Origin of the sequence: Novosphingobium sediminicola, assembly GCF_014196525.1 — a bacterium.
GTDB classification, from domain to species: domain Bacteria; phylum Pseudomonadota; class Alphaproteobacteria; order Sphingomonadales; family Sphingomonadaceae; genus Novosphingobium; species Novosphingobium sediminicola.
This window is the reverse complement of the sequence record NZ_JACIDX010000020.1, coordinates 50,668-74,693: the sequence shown is the minus strand read 5'-3', so window position 1 is coordinate 74,693 and position 24,026 is coordinate 50,668. Positions and strand designations below refer to the sequence as shown.

17 protein-coding genes are annotated in these 24,026 nt (G+C 61.9%); 9 read left to right on the top strand and 8 right to left on the bottom strand.

Annotation, left to right across the window (positions count from 1 at the left end):
* Positions 1 to 37: 37 nt before the first annotated feature.
* From GGR38_RS20675 to GGR38_RS20665, 3 genes are read right to left on the bottom strand one after another with little or no spacing between them, the layout of a single operon-like run.
* Positions 38 to 949, bottom strand: a complete 912-nt coding sequence (locus tag GGR38_RS20675; protein ID WP_343059188.1) for an oxidoreductase — start codon at positions 947 to 949, stop codon at positions 38 to 40.
* Positions 950 to 970: 21 nt separating this feature from the next.
* Positions 971 to 2,065: an alkene reductase gene (locus tag GGR38_RS20670; RefSeq protein ID WP_183628301.1), complete on the bottom strand. Its 1,095-nt coding sequence runs from the start codon at positions 2,063 to 2,065 to the stop codon at positions 971 to 973.
* Between the two features lie 56 nt (positions 2,066 to 2,121).
* Positions 2,122 to 2,910: an SDR family NAD(P)-dependent oxidoreductase gene (locus GGR38_RS20665; protein WP_183628299.1), complete on the bottom strand. Its 789-nt coding sequence runs from the start codon at positions 2,908 to 2,910 to the stop codon at positions 2,122 to 2,124.
* Between the two features lie 108 nt (positions 2,911 to 3,018).
* Here GGR38_RS20665 and GGR38_RS20660 point away from each other — a divergent pair, with 108 nt between their 5' ends.
* Complete coding sequence (locus tag GGR38_RS20660) at positions 3,019 to 3,573, top strand: TetR/AcrR family transcriptional regulator (RefSeq protein ID WP_183628297.1); 555 nt, start codon at positions 3,019 to 3,021, stop codon at positions 3,571 to 3,573.
* 424 nt (positions 3,574 to 3,997) lie between these two features.
* Here GGR38_RS20660 and GGR38_RS20655 read toward each other — a convergent pair whose 3' ends face one another.
* Genes GGR38_RS20655 through GGR38_RS20645 form a run of 3 tightly spaced genes read right to left on the bottom strand, consistent with a single transcriptional unit; the run spans position 3,998 to position 7,319 of the window.
* Positions 3,998 to 4,327 carry a transposase gene (locus GGR38_RS20655; RefSeq protein WP_183628295.1) on the bottom strand — a complete coding sequence of 110 codons (330 nt, stop codon included), beginning with the start codon at positions 4,325 to 4,327 and terminating at the stop codon, positions 3,998 to 4,000.
* Positions 4,327 to 5,613: a sigma-54-dependent transcriptional regulator gene (locus GGR38_RS20650; RefSeq protein WP_183628293.1), complete on the bottom strand. Its 1,287-nt coding sequence runs from the start codon at positions 5,611 to 5,613 to the stop codon at positions 4,327 to 4,329. Before GGR38_RS20650 ends, GGR38_RS20655 begins: the two co-directional genes overlap by 1 nt.
* Positions 5,610 to 7,319, bottom strand: a complete 1,710-nt coding sequence (locus tag GGR38_RS20645) for a sensor histidine kinase (protein ID WP_183628291.1) — start codon at positions 7,317 to 7,319, stop codon at positions 5,610 to 5,612. The genes GGR38_RS20650 and GGR38_RS20645 overlap by 4 nt, the downstream gene beginning before the upstream one ends.
* Positions 7,320 to 7,560: 241 nt before the next feature.
* Between GGR38_RS20645 and GGR38_RS20640 the strand changes: the two genes are divergently transcribed.
* From GGR38_RS20640 to GGR38_RS20615, 6 genes are all read left to right on the top strand, one after another.
* The gene (locus tag GGR38_RS20640; RefSeq protein WP_221227187.1) at positions 7,561 to 8,910 is read left to right on the top strand and encodes a dicarboxylate/amino acid:cation symporter; all 1,350 of its coding nucleotides are present in this window, start codon (positions 7,561 to 7,563) and stop codon (positions 8,908 to 8,910) included.
* Between the two features lie 53 nt (positions 8,911 to 8,963).
* Positions 8,964 to 10,460 (top strand): alginate export family protein, encoded by a 1,497-nt coding sequence (locus GGR38_RS20635; RefSeq protein ID WP_183628289.1) that lies wholly within the window; start codon positions 8,964 to 8,966, stop codon positions 10,458 to 10,460.
* Between the two features lie 13 nt (positions 10,461 to 10,473).
* Positions 10,474 to 12,084 carry an NAD-dependent malic enzyme gene (locus tag GGR38_RS20630; RefSeq protein WP_343059189.1) on the top strand — a complete coding sequence of 537 codons (1,611 nt, stop codon included), beginning with the start codon at positions 10,474 to 10,476 and terminating at the stop codon, positions 12,082 to 12,084.
* A gap of 124 nt (positions 12,085 to 12,208) precedes the next feature.
* Positions 12,209 to 14,359: a TonB-dependent siderophore receptor gene (locus tag GGR38_RS20625; protein ID WP_343059187.1), complete on the top strand. Its 2,151-nt coding sequence runs from the start codon at positions 12,209 to 12,211 to the stop codon at positions 14,357 to 14,359.
* Positions 14,328 to 15,092, top strand: coding sequence for a hypothetical protein (locus GGR38_RS20620; RefSeq protein ID WP_343059186.1), 765 nt, complete (start codon positions 14,328 to 14,330; stop codon positions 15,090 to 15,092). The genes GGR38_RS20625 and GGR38_RS20620 overlap by 32 nt, the downstream gene beginning before the upstream one ends.
* 11 nt (positions 15,093 to 15,103) lie before the next feature.
* Complete coding sequence (locus GGR38_RS20615) at positions 15,104 to 16,225, top strand: PepSY-associated TM helix domain-containing protein (protein WP_246405113.1); 1,122 nt, start codon at positions 15,104 to 15,106, stop codon at positions 16,223 to 16,225.
* 37 nt (positions 16,226 to 16,262) lie between these two features.
* Here the strand turns inward: GGR38_RS20615 and GGR38_RS20610 are convergent, their stop codons facing one another.
* Positions 16,263 to 18,371 (bottom strand): TonB-dependent siderophore receptor, encoded by a 2,109-nt coding sequence (locus GGR38_RS20610; RefSeq protein ID WP_183628287.1) that lies wholly within the window; start codon positions 18,369 to 18,371, stop codon positions 16,263 to 16,265.
* Positions 18,372 to 18,667: 296 nt separating this feature from the next.
* The gene (locus tag GGR38_RS20605) at positions 18,668 to 20,221 is read right to left on the bottom strand and encodes an acyl-CoA synthetase (RefSeq protein WP_246405112.1); all 1,554 of its coding nucleotides are present in this window, start codon (positions 20,219 to 20,221) and stop codon (positions 18,668 to 18,670) included.
* A gap of 267 nt (positions 20,222 to 20,488) precedes the next feature.
* On the opposite strand from GGR38_RS20605, the gene GGR38_RS20600 reads away from it, so the two are divergent.
* Both GGR38_RS20600 and GGR38_RS20595 read left to right on the top strand, forming a co-directional pair.
* Entirely contained in the window at positions 20,489 to 22,744 is a 2,256-nt protein-coding gene (locus GGR38_RS20600) for a TonB-dependent receptor (protein ID WP_183628285.1), read from the top strand.
* Positions 22,745 to 22,764: 20 nt separating this feature from the next.
* Complete coding sequence (locus tag GGR38_RS20595) at positions 22,765 to 24,015, top strand: cytochrome P450 (RefSeq protein ID WP_183628283.1); 1,251 nt, start codon at positions 22,765 to 22,767, stop codon at positions 24,013 to 24,015.
* The last annotated feature ends 11 nt before the right edge of the window (positions 24,016 to 24,026 follow it).

The window sequence follows — 24,026 nt, the reverse complement described above, 5'->3', positions numbered from 1 at the left end:
TGTATCAAGTCAAGTGCCCGGGAAGGGCAGATGTCCCTCAGTCGATGTTGAACTGCTTGCGCAGAGTGCGATCAAACATCGCGCGCGGCAGAAAACGCCGGGCAAAGGCCGTCTGTCGCGCCGCCTTGCCCGAGGGGTAGCGCAACTGCGGTTTTCCGGCCTGCGCCGCAGCGAGAATAGTCTCGGCAACAGCCTCCGCCGTATCGCCGGTCGCCATGGCAGCAGCGAACGCAGCCTGATAGCGCGCAAATGTCTGGCCGTAGGCCGCGACAGGCCGATCACCGCGCGGCGAATTGTCTTCGATGGACGTCTTCGTCGCCCAAGGTTCGATCACCGCGACGCGAATGCCGAAAGGCCGCACCTCATGATCGAGCGATTCCGAATAACCTTCGATCGCGTGCTTGCTCGCCGTATAGTGGGCGCCGAAAGGCCCGGGAATGAGGCCGACGACCGAGCCGATATTCAGGATCCGCCCGCCGCCTTGTTCACGCATGATCGGAAGAACCGCATTCGTCACGCGCACAACGCCCAGATAATTGGTGTCGAACAAGGCCCGAACCTGCTCAATCGAGCTTTCCTCTGCCGCGCCGGAGATGGCATAACCGGCATTGTTGACCAGCAGGTCGATGCGGCCGAGTTCGGAATGCGCGGACGCCACTGCGGCGGCAACGGAGGCGTCCGATGTCACGTCGCACGCAATCATTCTGATACCATCGCGGACTTCGCCGGGCGCCGCCTTGCGGCTGGTGCCGATAACCCGGTAGCCTGCCCGGTTCAGCGCCAATGCCGCAGCCTTGCCGATGCCGCTGGAGGCCCCAGTCACGAATGCGGTCTTGGGTGTTTTGGATGCAGAGGTCGCCATGGCTTTGCTCTCGATCTGGCGTGCGACATTAGCCGCGCTGCCTTTGATTGTCAGGGATTGATGAGGGTTTGATGATGGGGGTCGCACCGGGGCACGGCCCCTGTTGGCTCAAATGCCGGAAGCGTCGGTGAAGCGGGGATAATCCGTGTAGCCCTCAGCGCCGCCGCCATAGAGCGTGGTGGGATTCATTTCAGCCAATGGCGCGCCGCTTTTGAGCCGCTCCACGAGATCCGGATTGGCGATGAACGGGCGTCCGAACGCAATCAGATCCGCCTTGCTCTCGACAACATGCGACGTGGCAAGCTCAAGATCATAGCCATTGTTGGCGATGTAGGTGTTGCTGAAGCGGCGGCGCAGCGATCCGTAATCAAAGGGAGCAATGTCGCGCGGGCCACCGGTCGCGCCTTCGACCACTTGGATATAGGCTATGCCGAGCGCATCGAGTTGATCGACGATATAGTCATACTGCGCCTGAGGATTGCTGCAGGAGATGCCGTTGGCGGGCGAGACCGGCGAAATGCGGATGCCGGTGCGCTCAGCCCCGATTTCGCGAGCTACCGCAGCGGTGACCTCCAGCATCAGGCGCGCGCGGTTTTCTACGGAACCGCCATAGGAATCCGTGCGGAGATTGGCACCGTCCTTGGCAAACTGCTCCAGCAGGTAGCCATTGGCCCCGTGAACCTCGACACCGTCGAAACCGGCCTCAATCGCATTGGCAGCAGCCTTGCGGAAGTCGTCGACGATGTCTGCGATTTCATGGATATCCAGCGCGCGGGGCTCGGACACATCAACGAAGGCATTGTTGACAAAGGTCTTGGTTTCGGCGCGGATGGCCGAGGGTGCGACGGGCTGGCCGTGATTGGGTTGCAGGTCGGTATGGCTGATGCGCCCGACATGCCAAAGCTGCAGAACGATGCGGCCCCCTTTTTCATGCACGGCAGTGGTCACCTTGCGCCATCCGTCGATCTGTTCACGGGTGTAGATGCCTGGCGTGTCCTGATAGCCCTGACCCTGCTGCGAAATCTGGCTGGCCTCGGAGATGATCAGTCCGGCCGAAGCGCGCTGAGCGTAATATTCGACGGTCAGGTCACCGGGCACGAAACCGGCACCGGCCCGGTTACGCGTCAGCGGCGCCATAACGATCCGGTTGGAAAGCGGGATGGCGCCAAGAGTGTAGGGTTCGAAAAGCGCGTTGTTGGTCATGATGCACCTGTGGTGTCGCCGCAGTCGCGGCATAGGGTCGGGTGATAGCGTGATGCTCAGGCGGGCTTGCGATACCGTGCGGCGGGCAGGGCATTGACGATGTTGCCGATCATGGCCTTGCGCGCGCCGTCGAATGCCTCCCACTGCTCTGCATCTTGCAGCGGCGGGATGGTCACCAATTCGCGGCGGTCAAAGCCAACCAGCGCCGCATCCACCAGATCGCCCACTTCCATGACATTGCTCATGGTATCAACGTCCGCGCCGACATGCGCCCAGATCTCGGTGCGGGTCGTGGCCGGAAGCACCGCCTGAACGTAGACGCCCTTGGGCCCAAGTTCTTGCGCGAGCCCCTGAGACAGGAACTGCACGAATGCCTTGGAGGCGCCGTACACCGTCATGCCGAATTCCGGCGCGACACCGACGACCGAACCGATGTTGACGATTGCCCCTTCGCCGGCCTCGGCCAAACGCGGCGCAATGGCCCTGGAAAGTCGCAGAAGTGCCGTTGCGTTAAGCGTCACGAGCTTGGTGATGTCTTCAACGCTCTGGTCAACAAAGCTCCCACCGATGGCCGTTCCCGCGTTGTTGACCAGAATGCCAATGCGCGCATCTTCACGCAGCCTGGCCTCGACCTTGGCAAGATCCGCAGCCTGAGTGAGATCGGCCGCGAGGATGTCGACCATGACACCGGCTTCCTGACGCAGGCGGCTCGCAAGCGCATCCATGCGCGCAACATCTCGGGCGACCAGCACCAGATCATGTCCACGGCGAGCAAACCGCTCGGCATAGGTAGCGCCAATGCCGGTGGACGCGCCGGTGATCAGAACTGCAGGAATTTGGCTCATCGGATTGCTCTTTCTGTCTTGAACCCTATATTCATGATGATGATCATGATTGTATAAATATGATAGTCATCATCTAAATGTCAACGGCGGTTGCGGAGAAATTTAAACATGAAGGTCAGCCGAGAGCAGATGGCGGAAAACCGCCGCCGGATTCTGGAAGCCGCCAGCCGGCTTTTTAAGGACAAGGGATTTGAGGCAGTAAGCGTCGCAGAAGTTATGAAAGCTGCCGGCCTCACCCACGGCGGCTTCTACGGGCATTTCGAGTCAAAGGATGATCTGGTGGCGCAGGCGCTGGCCCACGCACTGGCGGCCGACAGTTTGGATGATGGCGGGTTCAACGACTTTGTCAGATCTTATCTGGCGCCACGACACCGGGATAATCCTGAGGATGGCTGCCCAACAGCGGGTCTGGCTGCGGCCATTCGTCACCAGACGCCAGCAGCCAAAGCGACCATGACTGAGGGTTTGCGCGCCCAGATCGCACACATCGAACAAGCGCTGCCCGCGCTATCCGCAGCCGACAAACGCAGCGCTGCAATCGGAAGTTGGGCTGCCATGGTGGGAGCGGTCATTTTGGCGCGGTCGGTCGATGATCCCCAATTGTCGGACGAAATTCTGGAGCAAACGCACGCATGGATCGACGCCTGTGTCAGGCAGATTTGAGTGCGTCGTCGATTACAGAACCCGTCCTCAACGTGCCGACCGGGTCATTTGGGCCGCCTTTGCTGCAATTTCGACCTGCCTGAAGCGCTTCCTCTTTTGTGGTGGTCACTGTGATTTTGAGCAGGATCTGCTTATTAAAAAATCTGCCGTTCGACCCATCATGTTGGAACGGCAGAAAGGTTGTCTAATTGATTTTGCATTGCGCTTCCTTTTTCCCGTTCGCCAATGGTTGTCTTAGAGGTGATCGAACGGCTGTGGCAGCTTTCCGTCCGAGCCTTCATGATCGCGGCCGAGCGGAGTGGGGGGCCTCGGTGAGTCCCAAACGAGGTTTGACCCTCTATATTTCTGACAAGATCGTCCCGGGCATGGCCGAACGGGAAGAGAAACGCAGGGCTCAGGCCCAGTGAAACTAGATCTCATTCACCTAAAGTGAATGGAGTAATGCAGCAAGTTTGCGGGCGACAGCGGTTCTGGCGCCTTTGGCTTCGGCCATCTTTCTGCCCCACTGCTGGAGGGCGAACGGCCGCTTCGCCTGTGTAAGCGCGACATTGGCGACTTCGTAAAGCGCCTTGCGCAGCATGGGATCGCCAGCCTTTGAGATGTGGCCGCTGACATCGCGATTTCCTGATTGACTGCGCCGAGTCACAAGCCAGGCATCGGCGCCAACGTCTTCGCTTCTGACAAAACGGCGCGGGTATTCAATGGTGGAGATGTAGGTGAGCGCGATGATCGGGCCGACGCCGGGCACGCTCATCAACCGGCTGCAGACCGCATCCGCCGCAGATCCAGCCCCAGCCTTTTGGCGCGGTAATAGAAGGTCTTGCGCGGAATGCCCAGCAGACCGATGGCGCGGGCCATCTCGCCTTTGGCCTCCTGCACTGCCTGAAGAATGGCCGCGCTTTCAAATGCGTCCAGCCGTTCAGGCAGAGTGGCCTGACGGCCGGTCGGCGCTGCTTCGCTATGGCTTTCCAGACCAAGACAATAGCGCTCGGCGAAATTCTCCAATTCGCGCAGATTGCCCGGCCAGTCTCTGGTGTCGAGATGATGGATGCTGTCGTCGATGGGCGGCGCGGCGCGGTCCAGCCGCTCGACCGCCTTTTTCAGGAAATGGGCAAACAGCAGCCGGATATCCGGCCGCCTTTCGGCCAGAGGCGGCATACGCAGCGGGACGCCCGCGACGCGGTGATAAAGCGCGTCGGACACATGCTCGCGCCTGCCCTCGGCCATGCTGGCGATGATGCGTGTGTCGATGGCTTCAGGATCGCGCGTGTCCAGCGCGATGGCCCGCTTTTCGGCAAATTGCGCCAGTCGCCTTTGTAAATCTTCGTCGGCCTGATCCAGATTGTCCAGAAACAGCGTGCCGCGATGGCTGGAGGAGATGCTGCCGCCTCGCGCAAACATTTCCTTTTCGACAATCGCGGGCGGGATCACGGCGCAATCCACGGTCACAAAGCGATGCCTTGAGCGCGCCCCCGCCCGGTGGACACAGCGCGCGAACAGTTCCTTGCCGGTGCCGGTCTGGCCTTCAATGGCAAGATCAATGTCGCTTTGGCCCAGCACCGGGATCATCGCCCGCAAGCGCCGGATCATTGAGGTCTCGCCCAGAAATGCCTGTTCCGCGCCGCTCAGGGCCGCACGGCGAAGCGCCCGATTTTCCAGCACCAACCGGCGGGCCTTGGTGGCCCGCCCCGCCGCGGCCAGCAGGGCATCGGGCACAAAGGGCTTTTCGATGAAATCCCACGCGCCCGCCTTGAGCGCATCTACCGCCATCTGGACATCGGCATGGCCCGAAATCAACAGCACGGGGAGATCTTGATCGCGCTCCTGCAGGAGGCGAAACAATTCCACCCCCGACATATGCGGCATGCGCACATCGGAAATCACGATCCCGGCAAAATCCGCACCAATCGCCTGCGCAGCCTCGACCCCGCCGGAAAAGCCCAGAACCTGATAACCGGCCAGAACGAGCAATTGCGTGGCGGCTTCACGCAGGTCATCATCGTCATCAACAAGAGCCACAAGGGGCAGGGCGGCGGTCATGTCGCGGGCCTCATCGTCATTTCAAATCGGGCGCCCTCCGGCGGATCGACATAGCGCAGCGTGCCGCCCGCATCGGTCATGATATCCTGAGATATGACCAGACCGAGACCGAGCCCATCCGGGCGGCTGGTGACAAAGGGGGTGAACAGGCGGGCTTTCAGATCCTCGGCAATGCCGGGGCCATTGTCGGAAATGGCAAGCGAGATGGCTTGATCGTTCCTGTGCAGCCACAGCGTGATGGCGGGGGCGGGCGTGCCGCGCAGCGCCTGCGCGGCGTTTTGCAGCAGATTGACCAGAACCTGCTCCAGCCTGACCTTGCCTCCTTCCACCATGGCGTCATCATCGGGCAGGTCCACCGCGATGCCTTTCAACTGCTCTTTCAGGATCAGCAGCGCGCCCTCGATCACCTCGCTGACCGCAACAGGGGCCTGATCCGTTGCGCCCCGGCGCGAAAAGCCGCGCAGTTCGGATGTGACCGAGCCGATGCGATCGGCAAGGCGAGCGATGGTGTTGAGGTTTTTATGAACCGTCTCGCTGTCGCCGCGCTCCAGCAGCAGGCGGCTGGTATCGGCATAGGTGCGGATGGCGGCGACGGGCTGGGCGGTTTCATGGGCCACGCTGGCGGTGATCTGGCCCAGCGAGGCCAGCCGGTTGGCCTGACGCAGCCCCTCGCGAAGGTCCGCCGCGCGCGCTTCCAAGGCGGCGCGCTCGTCCATTTCCCGGCGCAGATCGGCGGTGCGGTCGGCCACGGCCTGTTCCAGCTCGTCGGTTCGGGCCCGCCGCTCGCGGCCGCGTTCCAGCCACATCCAGCCGATGATGGCCATGCCCAGCACCAGCGCGGCGGCCACCACCGCAGCGATGCGGGCAAACAGGATCGCCCCATCCACCGGACGCAAAAGGGTGATCGACCAGCCCGGCTGGGCCAGCGCTTCCTGCAACAGGATCACGGGTCGGCCTTCCAGCGTCGCGTGTTGCGCACGCAGGCTGGCGGGAATGAACCTTGCGGCAAGGGGCGACACCATCGCATCGGCGTCAAAGGTGGCCAGCGCGGCCCCCGGCACCGGCCTGGTCAGGTAAAAGCGCCATCCCGGACGGCTGGACACAAGGACAATACCATTTTCGTCGGTGACAAAAGTGGTGCCGTCCCCTTTGGCCCAGTCCGCCTCGATCCGGTCAAATTCGAGCTTGATGGTGACCACGCCGCCCTGCGCGGTGCGCTGGGCGATATAGAGGCCCGGACGGCGGCTGACCGTGCCCATCGCGAAATGGCTGGCGCCGCCATGAGCCAGCGCGTCGCGGAAATAGCGGCGTCGGCTGTAATCGGATCCGACAAAGCTCTTGGGTGATCGCCAGTTGCTGGCGGCAATGGCTTTGCCATCCGGACCGATGACATAGATGATGGGGGCGCCGGTCGTCGTCACCAGACCTTCCAGCTTGTGGTTGAGCGCGGCGCGCGCGCTGGCGCTGCCCTGCAAGGCGAGAACCACGTCCCGATCATCGGCCAGCGCGATGGGCAGCAGGCGAAAGCGCGCCATCTCGCTGGTGATCAGCGCCTTTCGCATCAGCATGTCGGTGCGGGCGGTGTCCATTTCCAGCGCCAGCCCCCGCCTTTCGACCACGACATAGGCCAGCGCCGCCGCTGCCATCGAGGCCATCAGGCCGGCGATGGCCCAGCGCAGGCGCAAAGGATGATTCGTGGGCCACATGCGCCCGTTTTAGTCCGGCCTGCGCGATGTGCCAATATTTGCACTTCGGTGATTGGAGGGAATGTCAAAACTTGCCCACATGTATCTTGCGGATTCCATTTAAGTATATGAAGAAAATATAAAATATTGATTTCTCAATCCTGTTTTGTCCGCATATCGGCCGCCCATATCCTGCCCCTATGGCCACGGATCCATAAGAAGGTTCGCCATGGCCGCGCGGAAAGGACTGAAAGCCAAGACCATGGACCATCTCGCCCTTGCAGGCACCGGCGTGCCCCATTCCGACATTCGTCGCCCCTGGTACAGACATCTCTATGTTCAGGTGCTGGCAGCCATTGCCGCAGGCGTGCTGCTCGGCCATTTCTCCCCCCATCTGGGCGAGGCGATGAAGCCGATCGGCGATGCTTTCATTAAACTGGTCAAGATGATCATTGCCCCGGTCATCTTCCTGACCATTGCGACGGGGATTGCGGGCATGCGCGATCTGGCCTCGGTGGGGCGGGTGGCGGGCAAGGCCTTTGCTTATTTCCTGACCTTTTCCACGCTGGCGCTGTTTGTCGGGTTGATCGTGGCCAATGTCGTCCATCCCGGCGCGGGGCTGAATATCGACCCGGCCACGCTGGACGCCAGCAAAGTGGCCGATTATGCCGAAAAGGCCCATGAAACCACAGTCACCGGCTTTCTGGTGGGCATCATCCCGGAAACCTTCGTCGGCGCGCTGTCCGAGGGCAGCATCCTGCAAACGCTGTTCGTGGCGATCCTGTTCGGCACCAGCCTCGCCTTGCTGGGCGAACGCACCGAGCGCCTCGTGGCGGCACTGGAAGAAGTGTCGCTGGCGATCTTCAAGGTAGTGTCGATCCTGATGCGCGCCGCGCCTTTTGGGGCCTTCGGCGCCATGGCTTTCACCATCGGCAAATATGGCACCGGGGCGCTGGTCCATCTGGCCGGGCTGGTGGCCACTTTCTATCTCACTTCGCTGCTGTTCGTGATCGTGGTGCTGGGTATGGTGGGCTGGGCCTGCGGTTTTTCGATCTTCAAGCTGGTGGCCTATCTCAAGGATGAACTGCTGCTCGTGCTGGGCACATCCTCGTCCGAAAGCGCGCTGCCCAGTCTGATCGAAAAGATGGAGCGGGCCGGCTGCCCCAAGTCAATTGTCGGCCTTGTCGTGCCCACGGGCTATTCCTTCAACCTTGACGGCACCAATATCTATATGACGCTGGCCGCGCTCTTCATCGCGCAGGCCTGCAATGTGGATCTGTCCCTTGGCCAGCAATTGTCGCTGCTGGCGGTCGCGATGCTCTCGTCCAAGGGCGCAGCGGGGGTAACGGGCGCGGGCTTCATCACGCTGGCGGCCACCTTGTCCATCGTGCCATCCGTGCCGGTGGCGGGTATGGCGCTGATTTTGGGCATCGACCGCTTTATGAGCGAATGTCGCAGCCTGACCAATTTCATCGGCAATGCGGTGGCCACGGTCGTCGTTTCACGCTGGGAAGGCAAGCTGGACAAGGCGCAACTGGCGCTTGCCCTGAATGGCGGGGCCACCGCCAGCGCGCCCTTCGCCCCCGCGCAGGCGCCTCAGGCCGCAGAATAACCAGACAAAAGGGGAGGCGCCAAGACCGCCCCGACTGACCGGAGAGCTCCCCCATGACCAGTTTTTCGCGACGCCCCGGCGGCGGCGCTGCCCTTTTGCTCGCCCTTTTTTCCGGCGCCGCGGCCCATGCGCAGGTGGTCGGCCCGCCCGATCGCATCAGTCAGGCGCTGGCCGCGCCTTTGTCCGAAGCCTATCCGGCCGATGGCGCGGGCGACGGCGTGACCAGCGCAGGCTATAACCAGTCGCGCTGGGTTGAGGATTGGAGCAGGCTGCGCGATCCGGCCAAACGGCGCAGCGCTATCGACCACCTCAAATTCATCCCGGTCGATGCGGCGGGCAATATCTATCTCACACTCTCGGGCGAATTGCGGCTGCGCGTGAATGAGACCACCAACCCGGACCTGAAAGATGCGCAGGCTCAAAGACAGGATATTGCCCGCATCGTGGGCGGGGCAGACCTGCACATCGGCCCGCATATCCGCGTTTATGCCGAACTGGCCCATGCGGGCATTTCGGGGCGCAATATCGGTACGCCATCGGGTTATCTGGACAATACCGCCATCGTTCAGCAGTCCTTTGCCGACGTCACCGCCAAGGTGGCCGGGGTCAAGCTGGGCGTGCGCTATGGCCGCCAGACCTTTTCCGACGGGCCGAACCTGCTGCTGGTGCCGCGCGACAATAACACGATCTTTCTGTCCTATAACGGTTTCCGGGGCTGGGCGAAGGCGCGGCATATGCGGATCGACATGTTTGATTTTACTCCCACCCGCCCCGGACAACAGGGCACGGGCGACGATCTGAACAAGGACACGCGCCGGTTTTCGGGCATTTCGGGGGGCTTGCGCATTCCCAATGACTGGCTGGGCGGATCGAAACTCTATCTCGATCCCTTTTACTGGCGCCTGCGCAACACGGCGGCCGTATGGGGGGCGACAACCGCCCATGAAGTGCGCGAATTCTACGGCCTGCATCTGTGGGGCGATGCCGGGCCGGTCAACCTTGACTGGACCGTCAATTACCAGGCTGGTCATTATGACAATCGCCCGATCGCGGCCTGGCAGGTGCTGATGGCGCAATCCTATCGGCTTGGGCGCAACCACTCGGCGCCGCGCGTGGGCTTTCATGCCGATTATGCCACCGGCGGCGGGGCGTATGGCACGGGCAAGCTGAAGACCGCGCTCGCGCCCTTGGGCAACAATATCTATTACAGCTATCAGCTTTATGCCACGCCGACCAATCTGATCGCCATCGCGCCCAATTTCAGTTTTCAGCCTGCATCGAGCCTGCGCGTCTCGCTGGAATATCAGTTTTCATGGCGCGAAACGGTCCATGATGCGGTCTATCGCGCCAATGGCACAGCCTTTGCCGGAACCCAGAACGCTGCGGGGCGCAAGATCGCCGAAACCGCCCGCGCGCAGGCCGTCTGGACCTTGTCGCCCCATGTTTCCGTGACCGGCCGATACGAGCATCTGCATGCCGGCCCGGCGCTGACCAATGCCGGTTTCAAAAGCTCGGATTTCTTGGCCGGCTGGATCAGCTTCCGCTTCTGAATGACAGGAGGATATTATCACACTGCATGGCTACGGCACGGCAAGGGCGCTCCTGAGCGATCCGCTTACCAACAAGGGCACGGCTTTCACACAGGACGAGCGCGACCATTATGGCCTCCATGGACTGTTGCCGCCCCATGTCGGCACGCTGGAGGCCCAGATCGAACGCCGCCGCCGGGCGCTCGATGCACTGCCCGACGATTTCCATCGCTATATTTTTCTGCGCGAGCTTCAGGACAGCAATGAGATCCTGTTTCAGGCGCTGGTGCAAAGCGATCTGCCCCATATGCTGCCGTTGGTCTATACGCCCACGGTGGGCGAGGGGTGCCGGCGTTTCAGCGAGATCTGGCGCAAGGCGCGCGGGCTTTTCATCTCATGGCCCAATCGTGACCGGATCGAACATATGCTGGCCAACCCGGCCTTTGACCGGGTCAAGGTGATCGTGGTTTCCGATGGCGAGCGTATTCTGGGACTGGGCGATCAGGGCGCAGGCGGTATGGGCATCCCCATCGGCAAGCTGGCGCTCTACACCGCCTGCGCGGGAATCCATCCGGGCGAAGTGCTGCCGATCCTGCTGGATGCGGGCACCGACAATGCGGCCCTGCGCGATGATCCGCTCTATGTGGGCTGGCGCCATGCCCGCGTGCGTGGTGAGGATTACGATGGGTTCGTCGATCAATTTGTCGAGGTTGTGGCGCAGCGCTGGCCCCATGTGGTCCTGCAATGGGAGGATTTTGCCGGGGCTAATGCCTGGAAACTGCTCGATCGGTACAGGACAATGCTGCCCTCTTTCAACGATGATATTCAGGGCACCGCCGCCACCGCCGTCGGCACATTGATGGCCGCCGTCAGGCGCGTGGGAAGCCCTTTGCAGGATCAGCGGATCGTGATGTTCGGTTTTGGCGCGGCCGGGGCGGGCATTGCCGACCTTCTGGTCAGGGCCATGGTGGAGGATGGGGCCAGCGAGGCGCAGGCCCGCGCCGCGATCTGGCCGGTCGATTGCATGGGGCTGGTGATGGCGGGACAAGACGGCCTTTCCCCAGCCCAGCGCCGCTATGCCCGCCGCGCGCAGGACATTGCCTCATGGGGCTGTGCAAGCGATGCCGCGCCTTCGTTGGCTCAGGTGGTGCGCCATGTCGGGGCAACCGTGCTGGTGGGGACATCGGGCCAGCCGGGTGCATTTTCCGAAGAGGTCATCCGGGCCATGGCATCGGGCACCGCGCAGCCCATTGTCTTTCCCTTGTCCAACCCGATCTCGCATTGCGAGGCCCATCCGGTCGATGTGCAGGCATGGAGCGAGGGGCGCGCCATCATCGGCACGGGCAGCCCGTTTGCGGTCGAGGGCATCACGCAGGTCAACAATGTCTATGTCTTTCCGGGCCTCGGCCTCGGCGTTTTGGCGGCCCGTGCATCGCAGGTTACGGACGAGATGTTTCTGGCTGCGGCCCGCACCATTGCGGGGATGAACAGCAACGGCCCCCTGCTTCCCCCCATCGAGAGACTGCGCGATGTGGCGCTCGAAGTGGCCTGCGCCGTCAGCCAAGGCGCGGGTGGCCCTGACAGGGCCGAGATCGCCGCCGTGATGTGGCAGGCGCAATATCAGGGTGGGCCGATCCGGTTGTGACTGTTACAAATCGCAAACTTTCGGCGGCTCCGCTTTACGATCCATCAGCACCTCGCTAAGGGCAGATTCTGATAATGCAATCGACTCGCATTATCTAAAATGTCCAGCCATAGCGAGAACCTTTGTGTCCCTGAAATCTGCCCTCTTTGCTTCCACGGCCCTTTTTGTCAGCGGGGCGCACGCCCATGCCGACACGCCCACAACGCAGGGAGACACGATCATCGTGACGGCGCGTGCATCGCAGGTGCAGATCGGGGCCGACGACCGCTATCAGCCCACCCCCGATGCCTCGACCCTGCGCTCCTCGGCCCGCGCGCTCGATGTGCCGCAAGTGGTCAATATCGTCGCGGCGCAGGTGATCCGCGACCAGCGCCCGCGCTATCTCGACGATGTGCTGACCAATGTCAGCGGCATTACCCAGGGCAACACGCTGGCCTCGACCCAGGACACGATCATGAAGCGCGGCTTTGGCGGGAATCGTGACGGGTCGATCATGCATAACGGCATGCCGCTGGTGCAGGGGCGCGGCTTCAATGCGGCGGCCGAAAGCGTCGAGGTTCTGAAAGGCCCTTCCTCGCTGCTTTATGGCATCATGGACCCGGGCGGCGTGATCAACATCGTCAGCAAGAAACCCCAGACCAAAGCCGCCACGATGCTGTCGGTTTCGGGCGAAACCTATGGCCATGGTCGCAACGGGGTGCATGAAATGATCGACACCACCGGGCCTTTGGGCGGCAATCTGGCCTATCGACTGGTGGTGGATCAGGAGGATTCAGCCTATTGGCGCAATTTCGGCGCGCGCCATGAAACGCTGGTCGCCCCTTCGCTGGCCTATTATGGGCAAAAGACGCAGGTGGTGGCTTGGTACGAATATCGCAGATACAGCGCCCCCTTTGACCGCGGCACCGTAATCGACAGCAAGACCGGCGCCCCGCTGGCCATCGACCGGCGCGAGCGACTGGACGAACCGACCAACATCATGGCGGGTCAGACGCATCTGGGCCAGCTTTCTATCGACCATCAATTGGGCAAGGGCTGGGGCGCACATTTCAGCGGCAGCTTCAATTCCGAAACCTATGATGCGGGCCAGTTCCGCGTGTCGGGCGTCAACACCACCACGGGCGCCGTCACCCGCAGCAATGACGGCACGCGCGGCGCGCTCAGCACCGATCTGTACAGCACCGCCTATATCGACGGTTCGGTGCAATGGCTGGGCATGAAGCACGACCTGCAATTGGGCGCCGAGGCCGAGCATCGCCGCATTTATCGCCGCGACCTGCTGCGTCAGGCGGTCACCACGGGCTTTAGCTATTTCACGCCGATCTATGGCCGTCAGGCGATCTCGACCACCGTTTCGGCCAGCGACAGCGACCAGACCGACAACCTGCACAATTACTCGTTCTTTGCGCAGGATACCGTGCATCTGGGCGATAAGTGGATCTTTGTCGCGGGCGGACGTTTCCTGCATTATCGGCAAGTCGCAGGCAAGGGGCGGCCTTTCGTGGCCAACACCAATATCGAGGGCGACAAGTTCCTGCCGCGCGTGGGTCTGGTCTATAAGGCGACCGACTTCCTCTCGGCCTATCTCAGCTATACTCAGTCGCTCAAACCCGCCTCGACCATCGCGGCGCTGTCAACCGGCGTCGTGCTGGATTCCAGCTTTGCCCCCGAACGCGGGCGTCAGTTCGAAGCGGGCGTGAAGGTCGAATTGCCTCATCGCATCACCGGCACGCTGGCGGTCTATGATATCGACAAGCGCAATGTGATCGTGTCGCAATATAACACTGCCACCGGCCTGACCGACTATCGCACCGCCGGGCGCGCCCGTTCGCGCGGGGTGGAGCTCGATCTGGCGGGGCAGATCACCGACCATCTCAGCACCATCGCCAGCTTTGCCTATACCGATGCCAAGACCACCCAGGATCCGCTTTATGCCGGAAACCTGCTGGCCAATGTGGCGAAGAATACCGCGTCGCTGTCGGGCGTCTATGATTTCGGGCGGATCGCGGGGGGCGACCGACTGCGCCTTGGCGGAGGACCGCGCTATGTTGGTCGCCGGGCCGGGGACTCAGCCAACAGCTTCTTTTTGCCCAGTTATGTAGTGGCTGATGCCTTCCTCACCTATGACACGCGCGTGATGGGAAAGAAGGCCAGCCTCCAGCTTAACGTCAAGAACCTGTTCGACCGCACCTATTACCAGTCGGCGGTCAATGTCTATTTCGTCTCGATCGGAGATCCGCGCCGTGTCTCGCTCACTGCCTCCATCGCGCTTTAACGGGTCCACGATGATGGACAGGCGCAGCCTCACATCCGGTCTGGCGGCGCTGGCCGCGCTGATGGCCATGCCTGCGGTTGCGGCCCCGACTCCGATCCCGGCCTCGGCGGCCCGGCGCGTCCTGCTGGTGGTGCAGCAGGGCGGACCGAGCATGGCTGTCGATCAGGCCTTGCGCGACCATCTGCTGGCGAGCGGCTTTGCCGTGGAAATGGCCGATCAGCGCGCCGGGCCATCGGCCGCCACAGGCTTCGATCTGGTCATTCTGTCCTCGACCGTGGCGGCCAAGGATGTCGATCCGGCATGGCGTCGCTCGCCCGTTCCCCTGCTGACATGGGAGAACGATTGTCTCGATGATCTGGCGATGACCGGCAAGCGGCATGATCTCGATTTTGGCGAGGCGGAGAAGGAGCGTTACCTCTGGATCGTCAACGCCCCCCATCCGATGGCGGGCGGGCTTTCGGCCGGGTTGGCCAATGTCTATGCAAAGCAGGCGCCGATGAGCTGGGGCAAGCCGGGCCTTGGCGCCATCACCATCGCCACACTTTATGGCCAGCCTGAAAAGGCGGCGATCTTCGGCTATGAAAAGGGCGCGACGATGGATTACGAAACACTGGCCCCGGCGCGGCGGGTGATGATGTTCCTGAACAATGAGACATTCACCAATCTGTCGCCCGCTGGGCTGCGCCTGTTCGACGCGGCGGTGACCTGGGCCGCCGGAGGACCGCGCGCATGAAGGAGGCCGCCATGAACCGGGCCAAGACGGCGTCGAACCCCAAAATCACCGCAAAAGCCAAGGTTTTCGGCACGGGCAAGGCGATGCGCAGCATCGAAACGCTGCATCGCTGGACGGGCGGAATTCTTGGCGTGTTGCTGGCGGTGCTGGGCGCCACGGGCGTCTTTCTGCTGCATCAAACGCTGTTTCTGCGCTGGACCATGGCCCATGCCGCCGATCCGGTGACCCGCGACGATGCGCGGCTTGCGGCGCTGGTTACGCATATGCTGGGCGATCCGGCGCATAAGCTGCGCAGCCTGCGCGTGGCGGGCGACGGGCTGGGCGTGCATCGCGCCTATTACACGGGAGAGGGCGGGGCCTATTTCGATCAATCGGGGCAGATTGTTACCCAATGGTCAAGCGAATGGCAGCGGCCCGAGGTTTGGATCATCGATCTGCACCGCCGTCTGTTCAGCGGCGATACCGGCGAGGCCATCGTCGGTATCGCGGGGCTGATCGGGCTGGGCTTTGTCATCACCGGCGTTCTGTTGTGGTGGCGTACGCGCTCGACCTTTGAATTCCGCCTCACACCCAAACGGCTGAGCCGCCCGGCGATCCTGCGCCATCACCGCGATCTGGGGGTCATGGTCGCGCCCTTTCTCGTGCTCAGCTTTGTCAGCGGTGCGATGATGGCGCTTCCGGTGGTGGAGGATGTCCTGCTGGCCCCGTTTGGCGCGGCGCAGCGGGCCAAAGCGCCCAAAGCGCCCACAGCGCAGGTCCAGCCCCCCATCGACTGGCAGGCGGTGATCGCCACGGCGCGGGCCCAGGTGCCCGATGGTGAATTGCGCTATATCGCCCTGCCTAACGCCAGGGAGGCGCGGATCCTGATCCGTATGCGGCGGCCTGGCGAATGGACGCCCAACGGGCGCACGATGCTGTGGTTCGATGGCAAGGGACAACTGGCGCAATGGCGCGATTCCCGCACTCTCCCGATCCGCGCGCGGGTAAAGAATGCGGAATATCCGCTGCATACCGGCGATGCTTTGCCGGGGGCGGGGCGCTGGATCATGACCATTTCGGGGCTGGGGCTGGCCATGCTGGGTTCGCTGGCGGTCTGGAGCTTCTGGTTCCGGCGGCCTTCGCGGCGGGGATGATGCGTCAGCCGGAGTTTGGGCTCCGGCTGATCAACCATCAGAAGCGGGTCGACAGGCTCATCCGCACGCTGCCGGGCAGGCCTTGAGCCAGCAGGCTCGATCCGGTCGAGGCCCAATAGCGCTTGCCGGTCACATTCTCGGCATAGGCGCGCAAGGTTGTGCGGCGTCCGGCAAGGTTGAAGTCATAGCTCGCGCCAATGTCAAAGGTTTCATAACCGGGCACGAAACCCTGATTGAGCGCATTGACCGCCCGCCGCCCGACATGGAACATGCCCGCCGATACGCGCAGGCCCTCCACCAGCGGCACGCGATATTCGGCAAAGATCGAGCCGGAAAATTTCGAGACATTCTCGATCATTTTCCCGATCACCGCGGCATTGCCTGATTGCTGCTTGGCATCCAGCACCATCGCGCTGGCCGAGAGCGAGAGGCGGGGAAGTACCTCGCCCACCACGCTGAATTCGGCGCCCTGATAGAGCGCCTCGGCATCCTGAACATAGGTATTGGCGCTGTTGAGATAGGCCGAGGGGCGCCGGATATGGAAATAGGCGCCCGTCAGCAGCACGCCCCGGATCGGCTCGATCTTGATGCCCACTTCCTTCTGGCGGCTGATGGCGGCGGGCAGGACCTCGCCCGCATTGTTGGCGATCTGCTGGGCAATCGGGCCGGGCTCCAGCCCTTCGATATAGTTGGCGTAAACATTGGCCCAATGGAACGGTTTGACCATCACGCCATAGGACCATGTGCCGGGCCGGATCTTATACGAACTGGTCTTGCTGACATCGCTATAGTCGGTCTTGCGATAACCAACGGTCGCCTGCAACCATTCGCCCAGCGAGGCGCGGTCGAAAATATAGACGCCGAAGTCCTCCACCCGCGATGGATTGGCGATGATGCGCGCCGGGTTGGGCTGCTGGGGGATTGCGACCGGATTGTAGAGGTTTTGCGCGAAACTGTAGCGTACCGCCGTCGGCACATTGCTGTCGCGGGTGTAATAGGAAACGCCCACCATCAGCGCGTGGCTGATCGGCCCGGTCTGAAACGAACCGGAAATGTCGCTGCGATAGATGACGTTCTTGTAGTCATTGCCGCTGGTCATGGCCACCGAAAGCGTGCCGTCGCCTGTGCCCAGATTATAGCCCGAGAAAGAGGAATAGGCCCGGTTGCGCGTCAGATAGGACTGTCCCGCCGCCAGCGCGAGGCGCCATTTGGGCGCGAAATCGTAATTCACCCGCGCCAGCAGGTTCGTCTCCCACCCGCGCCCCTGCATCCATGCCGCGCCGAGGTTTTTCGACGAAGCCTGAAGCGGCGGGATGGCGATCACGCCGTTGACGGCGGCGGGCAGGCTGAATTCGGTCGGTTCGGTGATGGTCTTGAAATTATATTCCGCATCCAGCAGCACTTCGAGCCCATCCAGCGGCCGCCAGTCGAAGGCGCCGGAGATGAAGCGGCGCGAACCCGAACTGCGCTGGATGCCGGTTTCCAGCGAGGTTCCACCCGCATTGACCCGCAGTCCTGCGCGCGATCCCAAATTGCGCGAAACATCGACGCTGCCGCCAATCGTGCCATTGGAATCGCCCATGACGTCGATCCGGTTCACCGGTGCTTTGCCCGGCCTTTCGGTGACAAGATTGATGATGCCCGATGGTGTGGCAAAACCATAATAGAGGCCTGCGGCACCTTTGAGCACCTCGATGCGGTCCTTGCTCTCGATGGGTTGCTCGATCAGGTTCACGATCGGCAGGACACCGTTCCAGCGTACATTGGTAAAATTGTTGAGCGTGATGCCTCGGATAGCCAAATTGCTGTAGATTGCGCTGTTGATCTGGGCCTGTGTCACGCCCGGCGTGTTGCGCACCGCATCGACCACCGAGCGCACCTGCTGTGCTTCCAGAATATCCTTGGTCATGACCGCGATGGTCAGCGGCGTGTCGCGCAGGCGCGCATCGCGGAATGTTCCGGCCTGAACATAATCGGCACTGAAGCTGTCACGGCGATCGGCGGTGACGACGATTTCCTCCCCCTTCGCTCCATCGCCATCCTCGACGGTCGCGGCCAGAGCGAGGCCCGGCGCGGCCACGAGGGCCAAGGCAAGGAGCGAGGCGCCAGAGGTGCCGGACCATCGCGATGTCTTCTGCATTTTCATTTCGTCCCCACAAACAACATTTTGCAGGGCTAATACGCAAATGAGAATTAATTGCAATAGTGGAGTTTGACGAAAATCGCGGGATTTGGGCAGAACGGCGGCAAATAATCCGGATCAGAATATGTCCTTGGCCTGTCTCGCATAGGCATTGAAAACATCCGTCCGCGGGCAGCCAAGAGCTCTTTGACAGGCCCACCTTTTCCGCCCGCTACTGAGACATGGGCTTGGAGCGTAACGCTTGGCCACGCCCGAGCATCTATGAAAGCTTCCCCGAAGCCCCGGCGATCCGGCTGACTTTACCCACCAGCCCCGGCGCGAAATTCCTCCACCAGCTTGCTTTTCAGCAATTTTCCGGTCGGCTCCCGGGGCAGATCCCGGCGAAACTCAAACCGCTTGGGAGCCTTGATACCGCCCAGCCCTTGCCTGGCATAGGCCTGCAGATCGCAGGCAAGCGCTTCATCACCGACAACCCCCTCAACCGGTTGCACCACCGCTACCGCGATTTCGCCCATTTCCGCATCCGGCGCGCCCACCACGGCAATATCGGCAATGGCGGGGTGCGAGATCAGGTAATTCTCGATCTCCTGCGGATAGATATTCACCCCCCCCGAAATGATCATGAAATTTTTGCGATCGGTCAGAAAAAGATAGTCGTCCGCATCCAGATGCCCGATGTCGCCCATCGTGGCCCAGCCGCGATCATTGTGGGCCTGACGGGTCTTGTCCGGGTCCTGATGATATTCAAAGGCCGGGCCATGGGCGAAATAGACATTGCCGGTATGGCCAATAGGCAATTCCTGTCCCTCGTCATCCAGAATATGCAATTCGCCCAGCACGGCCTTGCCTACCGAACCGGGCCTTTCCAGCCATTCCTGCGAACACAGGGCGGTGATGCCGCACATTTCCGTGCCGGAATAATATTCCTCGATGATCGGCCCCCACCAGTCGATCATCGCCTGCTTCACCGCCACCGCGCAGGGCGCACCGGCATGGATCGCGGCCCGCATCGAGGAAAGATCATACCGTTTGCGCAAGGATTCATCCAGCTTGAGCAGGCGGACGAAATGGGTGGGCACCCATGTGCCATGCGTAACCCTATGCTTCTGAACCAGCCCGAGTGCGGCTTCGGCATCGAATTTGTTCATCACCACGACGCTGGCGCCAAAGCGATGCGCGGTGAGCGCCCAGCGCAGCGGCGCGGCATGATAAAGCGGCGAGGTGGAGAGATAGACCATGTCATGGTCCATGCCGTAGAGTCCCTTGCCCATGGCCATCAGCGGGGTGATCTGGCCCAGCGATCCTTCGGGCAGAGGCGGTTTGACACCCTTGGGCCGCCCTGTAGTGCCCGAGGAATAGAGCATATCCGCGCCGGGGCTTTCATCGCCGATCGGGGTGATGGGCATGGCGACGATCGCTTCCTGCCAGCCCTGCGGCCCGCCGATGGTACGGACGGGCACATCGGGCGCAAGCGCGGCGATCTGCCTGCTCAGTTCCGCCAGACGGTCGGACAGCACCAGCAGGCGCGCGCCGCAATCATGCAGGATATAGGCGGCATCCTGCGGGCTCAGCCGGGTCGAGATGCTGGTGAGATAGAGGCCGCAGCGCTGGGCCGCCCAGGCGATGGTGAAGGTGGCCGCTTCATTGTCCAGCATCACCGCCAAGGCATCGCCTCGCCGCAGGCCCATGCTGCGCAGGAAATGCGCGCCCTGATTGGCCGCTGCCTCCATCGCGCCATAGCTGAGCGCATCGTCTGTATCGGCAAAGATGCAGGCCGGTTTCTCGGGACAGATCCTGGCAAAATGGCGCGGATGAGAAAGCTGGCGGTCAGAAGGAAACGGGGGGTCGAACAAGAGGCCTCTCCATGGCTTTGGCTCGCTTGCCGCGCGGAGCCCAAACAGGGCGGGCGGGCATACGGCGCGCTTTCTTTGACCGGGAAAAGCAGCCGGCAGCACAAGGAGGCAAGGGCAGAGCAGGAAATGCCAAATTTTGCGACAAGGACGTCTAAAGCCATCGCCATCCATTAACGATACATCGATCCTCACAGCCACCGGTAAGGTCCGGACGGCGCAAAAAGCAGCCGAGCGGTAAATGCCGCCGGTTAATGGGAGGAGAGGATAATGGGAACGAAAGTTCTGGCGCATGCGGGATGGCGTGTCGGCCTGCTGACCCTTGGTTCCATGCTGGTTTTGGCCATGCCCGCCCGCGCGGCGGCCGATGAGAAGGACGGCGGCGCCCGGCCCGAGGCCGCCGAGATCGTGGTGACCGCGCAGCGTCGCGCGCAATCGGTGATGGATGTGCCGCTGGCCATTTCCGCGCTGGGGGGCAGCGGCCTGACCAGCAAGGGCGTGACCAATTCGGTCAATCTGGCGCAGGCCGTGCCCAATCTTCAGGTCAGCACCAATTTCGGCGCGGCTCAGCCCAATTTCTCGATGCGCGGCATTTCGGTTGCCAACGAGTATAATTCCAATCAGGTCTCGCCGGTGGGCGTCTATATGGACGATGTCTATCTGGCTGCGCGGGCCAGCCATGGCATGGGCCTGTTCGATCTGGACCGGGTGGAGGTGCTGCGGGGGCCGCAGGGCACGCTGTTTGGCCGCAACACCACGGGCGGTGCAATCAATTTCATTACCCGCGCGCCCAAGCTGGAGGGCACCAACGGCTATCTTGAAGCCGGATATGGCAATTTCAACACGTTTACCGCGCAAGGCGCGCTGGAAACCACGCTGGCGCAGGATCAGGTCGGCCTGCGCATGGCCGTCAATTATGTGAAGGGTGATGGCCAGTTCAGGAACCTCTATCCGGGCGGGGTCAATCCATCGAGTCAGGACACTTTGCAAGGCCGCTTGTCCTTGCGGATCAAACCCACCGGCTCGGGGCTGGACATCAAGATCCGCGCCTATGCCGGGCGGGACAATCCCACCGGTTCGGCCACTTTCGGGCTGCAATCGGCGCGCAGCGGGCTTGGTTTCTTTGAGGTCAATGAGAAGAACCTTGGTCTGAACCGCACCCGTGCATGGGGCGTGGCCGCCAATATCTCCTATGCCCTCAGCTCCGCCGTCACACTGACCTCGATCACCTCCTATGACGGGGGCAGCATCAACATGGGCCAGAATGCCGATGGCGCCCCGCTCGACATCCTTTACATCAACTGGAAGTCCGATTTCCGCCAGTTCGCCGAAGAAGCGCGGATCAATTACAGTTCTGACAGGCTCAAGCTGGTGACCGGCCTGTTCTATGGCTGGGACCGCACGATCACCGACAACAATTTCAGCATCGGCAGCGCGCTGGCGCCGGGCGTCAATGGTGGTTTCTTTCAGCATTTCCGTCAGGCCCGCACCTCCATCGCCGGTTTTGCCCAGGCCGATTACACGCTCGCGCCGCGCCTGACGCTGACGCTGGGCGGGCGCTATACGTCGGACAAGGCGCAGTATCGCGATGGCTATGCCTATCTCTTCATGGGCGGTTTCGGTGCGGCGCAGACGCCGCTGGCCACGACCGTGCCCTGTGCGGGGCTGGCGGGCACCTGCGCCTATGATCCTGCGGCGCGTTTTGCGCTCGATGGGTCGAACAATGCTTTCACCGGCCGCGCGGCGCTCAGCTACAAGTTTGATAACGGGCTGCTGTCCTATGTCAGCTACAATCGCGGCTATCGCTCGGGCGCTTTCAACGGGGGCAGCTATACGTCCTCGGCGGGCATCAATTATGTGAAGCCGGAAACGGTGAACGCCTTTGAGGCGGGGCTGAAGGGGCGGCTGTTTGACCGCAGCCTGTCCTTCTCGACCGCGCTGTTTTATTATGATTATGCCAATCAGCAATTGCAGGACACGCGCGCCGGGCCGGTGGCCTTCCTCGTCAACGCGCCCAAATCCGAAGTCTATGGCGCGGAGGCTGAATTCAACTGGCAGGCGGCGAGGGGGCTGTCCTTCAACGGTTCGGTCGGGTTGCTGCATGCCCAGTACAAGGAACTGACGCTTCAGGGCGCCAATTTGGCGGGCAAGGATCTGCCCTTTGCCCCGCATGTCACGGCCCAGGTCGGGGCGGACATCAACCTGATCGACAGCGGGCGCGATGTGCTGACCCTCTCGCCCAATCTGGCTTATAGCGGGCGCCAGTATTTCGCCCCGTTCAATCTGGCCAATGCGCCGGGCACGGGACAGATGAACAGCGAGCTGCAGCAGAATGGCTATGCCAAGGTGAACGCGCAGCTGCTCTGGAAACACGGTAATTATCAATTGCGCGCATGGGTGAACAATGCGCTGAACGCGCGGGTCTATGCCTATGGGCTGGACCTGCGCGGGGCGGGCTTTCCCTATAATTTCCTCGTGCCCGCAACGCCCCGCACCTTTGGCCTGAGCGGCCGCGTCAGCTTCTGACGCTTTTTCGGAGAACCGCCATGGTGCTTGCCACACTTACCCGGTCATTGGCCCGACCGGATCTGAAAAATCCCGATCTCTATGTGGAGGAGGTTCCCCACGATCTGTTTGCGCAATTGCGCCGGACCGATCCGGTCTATTGGAACGAGGAAAGCGACGGGCCGGGCTTCTGGGCGGTTTTGCGCTATGCCGATATTGTCGAAGTGTCGCGCCAACCCAAGCTGTTTTCCTCCGCCCATGCCAATGGCGGCCATCGCATCTTTAACGAAAATGAAGTTGGTCTGACCGGGGCGGGGGAAAGCTCCATCGGCATTCCTTTCATCTCTGTCGACCCGCCGGTCCATACCCAATATCGCAAGATGATGATGCCTGCCGTTTCTCCCGGCAGGCTGGCGGGGATCGAGGAGCGGATTGTCGAGCGGTGCAGGGTGTTGCTGGACGCCATTCCCCTCGATCAGCCAGTGGATATGGTGCAGGCGCTGTCGGCACCTTTGCCCCTGATGACTTTGTGCGAATTGTTCGATTTGCCGCCCCAGATCGACTGGCATTTGCTTTACGACTGGACCAACGCCTTTGTGGGCGAGGATGACCCCGATTTCCGGCAAAGCCCCGAACAGATGGCGCAGGTTCTGGGCAGCTTCTTCACCATGATGGGGGAATTGTTCGAAAGCCGCCGCCAAACGCCGGGACAGGATCTGGCCAGCCTGCTGGCCAATGCCCAGATTGACGGGCAACCGACTCCGTTTCGAGATTTCCTGGGCAATATGATCCTCGCGCTGGTCGGCGCCAATGAGACCACGCGCAATTCGCTCAGCCACACGATCGTCAATTTCGCGCGGCACCCCGATCAGTGGCAAATACTGCGCAGCAATCTCGATCTTTTGCCCGGCGCGGTGCGCGAAATGGTGCGCCATGCCAGTCCCGTGATGCATATGCGCCGCACCGCCACCGAGGATACGGTCCTTGGCGACAGGCGCATCGCCAAGGGCGACAAGGTGGTGATGTGGTACACGTCCGCCAATCGTGACGAGACGGTGTTTGAACGCCCCAATGATTTTGACATCACGCGCGGAAACATCCAGCATCTAGGCTTCGGCAGCGGCCAGCACGTGTGTGTCGGATCGCGCCTTGCCGAAATGCAATTGCGGGTGGCGTTCCGTCTGCTGGCAGAGCGGGTCAAAGGTTTCGAACTCTTGTTCACGCCGCGCCGGTTCCGGTCGAATTTCATAAACGGGCTCAAGAATCTCGATGTGAAATTGCAGGCCGGGTGATCGCCGGACCC

What these genes read in the sequence shown, in the direction of transcription:
- GGR38_RS20610 (WP_183628287.1), bottom strand. Translation starts at nt 18,371, where the DNA reads ATGAAAATGCAGAAGACATCGCGATGGTCCGGCACCTCTGGCGCCTCG.
- GGR38_RS20640 (WP_221227187.1), top strand. Translation starts at nt 7,561, where the DNA reads ATGGACCATCTCGCCCTTGCAGGCACCGGCGTGCCCCATTCCGACATT.
- GGR38_RS20670 (WP_183628301.1), bottom strand. Translation starts at nt 2,065, where the DNA reads ATGACCAACAACGCGCTTTTCGAACCCTACACTCTTGGCGCCATCCCG.
- GGR38_RS20655 (WP_183628295.1), bottom strand. Translation starts at nt 4,327, where the DNA reads ATGAGCGTGCCCGGCGTCGGCCCGATCATCGCGCTCACCTACATCTCC.
- GGR38_RS20650 (WP_183628293.1), bottom strand. Translation starts at nt 5,613, where the DNA reads ATGACCGCCGCCCTGCCCCTTGTGGCTCTTGTTGATGACGATGATGAC.
- GGR38_RS20600 (WP_183628285.1), top strand. Translation starts at nt 20,489, where the DNA reads ATGGGAACGAAAGTTCTGGCGCATGCGGGATGGCGTGTCGGCCTGCTG.
- GGR38_RS20635 (WP_183628289.1), top strand. Translation starts at nt 8,964, where the DNA reads ATGACCAGTTTTTCGCGACGCCCCGGCGGCGGCGCTGCCCTTTTGCTC.
- GGR38_RS20665 (WP_183628299.1), bottom strand. Translation starts at nt 2,910, where the DNA reads ATGAGCCAAATTCCTGCAGTTCTGATCACCGGCGCGTCCACCGGCATT.
- GGR38_RS20660 (WP_183628297.1), top strand. Translation starts at nt 3,019, where the DNA reads ATGAAGGTCAGCCGAGAGCAGATGGCGGAAAACCGCCGCCGGATTCTG.
- GGR38_RS20615 (WP_246405113.1), top strand. Translation starts at nt 15,104, where the DNA reads ATGAACCGGGCCAAGACGGCGTCGAACCCCAAAATCACCGCAAAAGCC.
- GGR38_RS20595 (WP_183628283.1), top strand. Translation starts at nt 22,765, where the DNA reads ATGGTGCTTGCCACACTTACCCGGTCATTGGCCCGACCGGATCTGAAA.
- GGR38_RS20645 (WP_183628291.1), bottom strand. Translation starts at nt 7,319, where the DNA reads ATGTGGCCCACGAATCATCCTTTGCGCCTGCGCTGGGCCATCGCCGGC.